At 58.5% G+C, this 6487-nt stretch carries 7 protein-coding genes; 5 read left to right on the top strand and 2 right to left on the bottom strand.

What is annotated here, in order from left to right; all coding sequences use genetic code 11:
- Nucleotides 1-167 (bottom strand): response regulator (locus tag ACN0SY_RS10265; protein ID WP_417687204.1); only part of this gene is annotated, 167 nt, incomplete at its 3' end.
- A gap of 373 nt (nucleotides 168-540) precedes the next feature.
- On the opposite strand from ACN0SY_RS10265, the gene fliI reads away from it, so the two are divergent.
- The 4 genes from fliI (at nucleotide 541) to ACN0SY_RS10245 (ending at nucleotide 3492) form a co-directional block, all read left to right on the top strand.
- A complete protein-coding gene (gene fliI, locus ACN0SY_RS10260) occupies nucleotides 541-1866 on the top strand; it encodes a flagellar protein export ATPase FliI (protein ID WP_417686949.1) in 1326 nt (441 codons plus the stop codon).
- Nucleotides 1867-1894: 28 nt separating this feature from the next.
- On the top strand, nucleotides 1895-2302 hold the full coding sequence (gene fliJ, locus ACN0SY_RS10255; protein ID WP_417686947.1) for a flagellar export protein FliJ: 408 nt from the start codon (nucleotides 1895-1897) through the stop codon (nucleotides 2300-2302).
- 231 nt (nucleotides 2303-2533) lie between these two features.
- Nucleotides 2534-2974, top strand: a complete 441-nt coding sequence (locus tag ACN0SY_RS10250; protein ID WP_417686945.1) for a hypothetical protein — start codon at nucleotides 2534-2536, stop codon at nucleotides 2972-2974.
- Nucleotides 2975-3057: 83 nt separating this feature from the next.
- Complete coding sequence (locus tag ACN0SY_RS10245; RefSeq protein WP_417686943.1) at nucleotides 3058-3492, top strand: paraquat-inducible protein A; 435 nt, start codon at nucleotides 3058-3060, stop codon at nucleotides 3490-3492.
- A gap of 22 nt (nucleotides 3493-3514) precedes the next feature.
- On the opposite strand, the gene ACN0SY_RS10240 is transcribed toward ACN0SY_RS10245, so the two are convergent.
- Nucleotides 3515-4669 (bottom strand): DUF2336 domain-containing protein, encoded by a 1155-nt coding sequence (locus tag ACN0SY_RS10240; protein WP_417686942.1) that lies wholly within the window; start codon nucleotides 4667-4669, stop codon nucleotides 3515-3517.
- Nucleotides 4670-4910: 241 nt separating this feature from the next.
- On the opposite strand from ACN0SY_RS10240, the gene ACN0SY_RS10235 reads away from it, so the two are divergent.
- Complete coding sequence (locus tag ACN0SY_RS10235; protein WP_417686940.1) at nucleotides 4911-6470, top strand: aldehyde dehydrogenase (NADP(+)); 1560 nt, start codon at nucleotides 4911-4913, stop codon at nucleotides 6468-6470.
- Nucleotides 6471-6487 lie beyond the last annotated feature (17 nt).

The raw sequence follows: 6487 nt of genomic DNA, 5'->3' as shown, positions 1-6487 counted from the left end.
TCCGGCAGGTTCAGATCCAGCATAATGATGTCATAGTCGTACAGTTTGCCGAGGTCGATTCCTTCCTCGCCAAGATCTGTCGTGTAGACGTTGAAGTTTTCAGACTTCAGCATGAGCTCAATGCTCTGTGCTGTCGCGCTGTCATCCTCAATCAACAATACACGCATGCCAATCCCCTTGTGTTGCCTTTCCTGGGCAAGCCGCAACGGCTCTGTCGGCGCCTGCTACGAAGGACTGCGATTAACCCCGACTTAAAGCTAGTCATTAATGGTTAACAAAATCTAATTCGTAGCGGCAAGCTCCGGTCGAAGGAAACTGTGCAAAACGGTCAAGATCTTGAGGCCGCTGAAAAAATACGGATTCAGAGATCTTAAAGTTTTACATTAGGAAGCCGGTCTAACCGACTCCTGTCAGATTCTTTCTGCACAAAGCTGCAGGACTTTGAAATGGCTCTCGCCTGTCAACGTTCCATTCATTAAGATTAAGCAGAGACGTAAACGATAGGTTACCAAAACCGTTAACTCCCGAAAGGAATCGCGCTTGAAGTCGCTTTTTGCCGAAATTGATTCGCTTATGGCGACTGAAATTTACGGTCGGGTGGCGGCCGTTCAGGGACTTCTTGTCGAAATTGCGGGACCAATCCACGAAATGAGCGTCGGGTCGCGCCTGTTGATCGACGGTGGAGAAGACAATCCTAACGTCCAGGCCGAAGTTGTCGGCTTTCGCGATGACCGGGCGCTTTGCATGCCATTCTCCGGCCTCGAGGGGGTTCGGATGGGGTGCAGGGCCGTCATCCGGTCGAGGGACAGCGTCGTTCACCCGTCCAACAGGTGGCTCGGCCGCGTTGTCAATGCGCACGGTGAACCGATCGATGGGAAGGGGGATCTTCCGGGCGGCGAAAAGCCTCGCAAATTGAGAAGCACTCCGCCGCCCGCATCCGAACGTGCACGTGTTGGCGGTCCACTGGATCTGGGTGTACGGGCGCTCAACACCTTCGTTACCTGTTGCGAAGGTCAGCGCATGGGCATTTTCGCGGGCTCGGGCGTCGGCAAGTCGGTGCTTATGTCCATGCTCGCACGCAACACTGACTGCGATGTCGCAGTGATCGGCCTGATCGGAGAACGTGGCCGTGAAGTTCAGGAGTTCATTGAAGACGATCTTGGGGAAGAAGGGCTCGCCCGCTCCGTGGTTGTCGTCGCGACCTCCGACGAGAGCGTTTTGATGCGCCGGCAGGCTGCCTATCTGTCCATGACGGTTGCCGAGCATTTTCGCGACGAGGGCAACAACGTCCTATGCATGATGGATTCGGTTACGCGATTTGCCATGGCCCAGCGCGAGATCGGCCTTTCGATCGGTGAACCGCCGACCTCGAAGGGCTACACGCCGACCGTGTTCACCGAATTGCCCAGGCTTCTGGAGCGGGCAGGGCCGGGAACTGTGGGGTCGGGGTCCATCACAGGCCTGTTCACCGTCCTGGTTGAAGGTGACAACCACAATGAACCGGTTGCCGATGCGGTTCGCGGCATCCTTGACGGCCACGTCGTCATGGAGCGCCAGATTGCCGAGCGGGGACGTTATCCGGCGATCAATGTGCTGAAATCCGTTTCGCGAACCATGCCCCGTTGCGTTCCACCGGAACAGTTGCCGGTCCTGCGCAAGGCAAAGCAGCTGCTGTCCACCTATACCGATATGGAAGAACTGATCCGGCTGGGAGCCTACCGGAAGGGTTCCGATCCCATGGTCGACGAAGCGATCGCTCGCTTCGAACCGATGGAAGCCTTTTTGAATCAGGGCAAGGACGAGGCGACCTCGCTCGATGAGGGATATTCTCAACTTGCCAACCTTTTGGAAATGACTCCGGGTTAGGATGCTCGTGCTAGGGGAGTATTGAGTTATGAAAACCCGAGACAGTCTCATTCGCCTGAAGCGCTTTCAGGTCGATGACAAACGCAGGCAGCTGGCTCAGATCGAGTCGATGATTGCCGAGTTCAACCGGATGGCCGACGAGCTGGACGACCAGATCCGGAGTGAGCAGGAACGAGTCGGCATTACCGATGTTTCGCACTTTGCCTATCCGACCTTTGCCAAGGCGGCTGCAACCCGCCGAGACAATCTGAAAAACTCGGCACACGAGCTGGACGAACAGCTTGAACGTGCCCGCGACGAGTTGAACGAGGCGATCGAAGAGCTGAAGAAATTCGAGCAGCTCGAAGAACGCGATCAGCAGCGCGAACGCACCGCCCAGGAAGTCGCCGAGCAGGAGCAGCTCGACGAAGTCGCGTCTCGCATGCGAGCACGCTGACGAAGGCATTTCCTGCTCTCCTGGCAGGTCATTTCAGAAAGGCCCGATGCATGACCCGCATCGGGCCTTTCTGCTTTTGGAACTTCTCTTTTCATACATCACGAAATTATGATGTGTCTGACAGTCACGTCACTGGCCTTTCGCAGGAAGTTTGTTTCTAGTCTTCATCAGCCCGGTGCAATTGCCTGTGAGGAGGGGGATTGCGCCGGTTCAATGACGGGAGGAAATTCAATGAAGACTTTTGCGACTGCACTGATCGCGGCGCTGCTGGTTCTGTCTCCGCTCAGTGCCTTTGCCGAAGGTGTAAACCACAAGGTGGCCATTCATGTGGATGAGAATGATCCGCAGGTGATGAACATGGCGCTCAACAATGCCCAGAACATCAACTCCTACTACCAGAGCAAAGGCGACACGGTCGAGATCGAGCTCGTCGCTTATGGTCCAGGTCTTGTGATGCTGCGTGAGGACAAGAGCCCGGTGAAAGACCGTATCTCTGCCATGAGCCTGGAGATGGCAAACCTCAGCTTTTCCGCCTGCGGAAACACGCATCGCAACATGAGCAAGGCCGAAGGCGCGGAGGTTGCGCTCGTCAGCGAGGCGTCGCTCGTCCCTTCCGGTGTGGTTAGGTTGATCGAGCTGCAGGAAAGCGGGTTCTCCTACATCCGTCCTTAAGCGTGTATTGTTCGGGATCTCGGGTTCCGTGGTATAGGAAGGGCCAGTTGATCTGACCTACCTACCCGGAGCCTGGGGTCCTGATGCGTTTTGCCATCGCCATTCTTCTGCCGCTTGCGACCTTTTCCTTCGCACTCGGACTGACGCTGCCTCTGATGCGGTTCGAGCGGCTATTTATTCTGGAAGACCGGCCAAGCCTGATAGACATGGTGGTCTCGCTTTGGGGTGACCAGGAACACGCTCTCGCCTTGCTTATCGGCGCATTTTCCATCGGCTTTCCGGCGCTGAAGATCCTGCTGACCCATGTCGCGGCCCTGTCCGGAACGGCGAGCCGGTCGCTGCATCTGCTCGGTGCAGTCAGCAAATGGTCGATGCTCGATGTGATGTTGGTAGCGCTTGTGCTGTTTGCGGCAAAGACCAGTGGCCTGGCTGCAGCCAGTGTGCTGCCTGGCCTGTGGTTCTATGCGTCTGCAACAATCATGACGGCCGCCGCAGCATTCCTCTGTGCACGGCGTTAGAGCTGCGCTGGTCGTCGGGAGTTCATATTGCGGAAACGCGTCTGCCCGTTTCGCGTTTTGGGCGCGCAGGCCTCTTGACCGCGAAATCACCGCTTCCGCTCCGCTTCTTCGCGGGATCGGCGACGGCTTTGACGGGCGCGCTTGGTACAGCAGCGGGTGCGGCGGACTGGGCTGTGGCAACCACGTAATCCTTGATCCAATCGGCAGCCTGCGACTTCGGGATCCGCAGCTGGTTGCAGCGGGCCTTTGCAAGAAGCGAGAAGGCGTCGACGGTGAGCTTGGTCTCCCGAGCCATTGCGATGACCCGTTCCTTGTTGCCCTTGAACAGGGCGCCGCGGGCGTCAGCCGGAGCGACGCGCGAGAGGGTCCCCAGCAATTCCGCAACATGGGTCAGGCGATCATCTTGCAGCAGCAGGACCACAAGCTCACTGAAGCTGATTTTCCTCGCTTCCGCGAACGCCCAAAGGTCTCGGCCGCTCAGGCGATCGATTTCAGTGCCATGCTTGCGCCGGATCTCGCGCAGTCGCGCCAGTTTATCGAGGTCTGCCTTTGAAAGCGCACCCTGGACCAGCTTCCGCAAGCGCTTTTGAGACAGTCCGCTGACATGCGGGATCAGCATGTTGCAAATGGCAGGTGTCAGGTCTGATCGTAGCGCAAGGTCTTCGCGCAGGACCACGTCCTGGGTCGCGTGACGAACGAGTGCGCGTAGGGCGGTGTGCGACAGGCGGATTTCTCGATTGCCTGCCAGGATCCGGTGCACGCTGCGGCTGCCGCGCCGGACCAGCGTGTCGGAAACTGTTTCGTCGAGATCCTTGCGCCGGGCGATGATCTGGAGGTGGTCGTCGCTCAACTCGTCTGCGAGCTTCAGGAGATTTTGCGGGCTGAAGGAGGGATACTGCTCCAGCACAGGCATCGCGATTGTGACCTGATCGCTCGCCAGCGCCATGGCCAGATTGGCTGGCGTGCGCGGTGTCTGGGAGACCTTTCGGGACAGCTTTACACGGTCGTGCTTCGGGGCGCTTCGATACAGAAGCAGAGCAATTTCGCCAAACATTTTAAGCTCTTCCTCAGAGCGCTTCGCAATGTCGTGAACCAGTATGTCGGCGAGTCCAAGCATCAGCGCCCCCCGCGCTTCTGCCGTGTTTTCCTTGGCCAAATCCAGCAATTGGTAAAACATCGTATCCCCCATCGTCAGACCGTACATCTGACGCTGTTAGATTTACGTTATGAAACGTGGTGAATGTTTTCTTAATCAACGAACGTCTAAAGCCTCGGTACGGCTTGATCTTTCCGTTCCGGCATGGAAAGCAGCGTGTTTGAAAAACGCCTTTGGCTTCGTCCGTTTTGGTGAAGTCGGCGAGCTGGTGGTATCGATACCACTGGCGTCTGGTTGAAAAGAAATTGCACAAGGGGAAGACATGCTAACCGGAAAACATTTGATCGACGGTTCCTGGGTTGAGGGCGGTTCCACTTTCCAGACGGTTTCACCGGCAACGGGAGAGGTTTTGCAGTCGAAAGTCTGGGATGCCGACAAGCCGACAGTTGCGAAGGCGGCTGCGGCAGCCGAGCGGGCTTTTGTCGAATACAGCAGCAAGACGCCTGCTGAACGTGCGGCATTCCTTCGCCAGATCGCTGAAGAGATCGAGGCACGTGGCGCCGAGCTCACCGAGATCGCCGGCAAGGAGACCGCTCTGCCCGAGATGCGGCTGAACGGAGAGCGCGGTCGCACAACCGGCCAGCTGCGCCTGTTCGCCGACTGGATCGAAGAGGGCAGCTGCTTCGATGCACGCATCGATCGCACCATGCCTGATCGACAGCCTCTGCCCCGCCCGGACATCCGGCTCGTCCTGAAGGCCATAGGTCCGGTTGGCGTCTTCGGTGCGTCGAATTTCCCACTCGCGTTTTCGACCGCGGGCGGCGACACGGCTTCTGCCCTTGCTGCCGGTTGTCCGGTCATCGTGAAAGGCCACCCGGCGCATGCCGGAACAGCCGAAATAGTGGCCGAGGCCATTCGGGTCGCCATCGAGAAAACCGGCATGCCCACCGGTACCTTTGGGCTTGTCCAGGGGGCGAGCATCGAAAGCGGCTCTGCTCTCGTCACCGATCCTCTCATCAAGGCGGTCGGCTTCACCGGGTCCCTGCGCGGCGGTCGCGCGCTTTTCGACCTGGCGGTCTCGCGTCCGGAGCCAATTCCGTTTTACGGTGAACTCGGCTCGGTCAACCCGACGTTTCTCATGCCTGCGGCCCTGGCGGCACGCGGTGCGGAGGTCGCGACAGGCTGGGCCCAGTCGCTCACGATGGGCGTCGGCCAGTTCTGCACCAATCCGGGCCTGGTGATTGGCCTCGATGGTCCCGATCTTGACGGATTCCTGGAGCAGGCCTGCAAGGCGCTGGGCGACGTTCCCGCGCAGACCATGCTGACAGCGGGCATTGCAAAAGCCTATGCAAATGCAATCGCCGAGCGCGAAGCCTCGGGCAAGGCAAAAGTCCACGTCAAGGGAGAGGCGAGCGGTGCATGCGACGCGGCACCCATCGTGTTCGAGGTCAAGTCGGATATCTGGCTTGAGAACCCGGCCCTGCACGACGAGGTCTTCGGCCCTGCTGCTGTCGTCGTCCGCTGCCCCGACCTTGATGCTGTGCGTGAAGTCGCTGCCGGTCTGGAAGGACAGCTGACGGCGACGTTTATCATGGATGATGCTGACCTTGATGCGGTTGCGCCATTGCTTCCGATCGTGGAGCGCAAGGCAGGCCGACTGATCCGCAACAACTTCCCGACAGGTGTCGAGGTCTGCCACGCGATGATGCATGGTGGGCCTTACCCGGCATCGACGGATGTCCGCTCAACATCGGTAGGCACCAAGGCGATTGAACGCTTCCTGCGCCCGGTTTCGTACCAGAATTTTCTTCAGGACATGCTGCCGGAGGCGGTGAAGGACGGCGCGTCGACGCCGGTTCTCGACAACGGCAAGCACGGTTGAGCGATATCTCAATCCGC

The sequence above is a fragment of the Roseibium sp. genome, assembly GCF_048261595.1.
GTDB lineage: Bacteria > Pseudomonadota > Alphaproteobacteria > Rhizobiales > Stappiaceae > Roseibium.
The sequence above is the reverse complement of the archived record's forward strand: the minus strand, read 5'-3'. Positions and strand labels throughout refer to the sequence as shown.

Coding starts and splice junctions, on each gene's coding strand:
- fliJ (WP_417686947.1), top strand. CDS start 1,895: ATGAAAACCCGAGACAGTCTCATTCGCCTGAAGCGCTTTCAGGTCGAT.
- ACN0SY_RS10250 (WP_417686945.1), top strand. CDS start 2,534: ATGAAGACTTTTGCGACTGCACTGATCGCGGCGCTGCTGGTTCTGTCT.
- ACN0SY_RS10245 (WP_417686943.1), top strand. CDS start 3,058: ATGCGTTTTGCCATCGCCATTCTTCTGCCGCTTGCGACCTTTTCCTTC.
- ACN0SY_RS10240 (WP_417686942.1), bottom strand. CDS start 4,669: ATGTTTTACCAATTGCTGGATTTGGCCAAGGAAAACACGGCAGAAGCG.
- ACN0SY_RS10235 (WP_417686940.1), top strand. CDS start 4,911: ATGCTAACCGGAAAACATTTGATCGACGGTTCCTGGGTTGAGGGCGGT.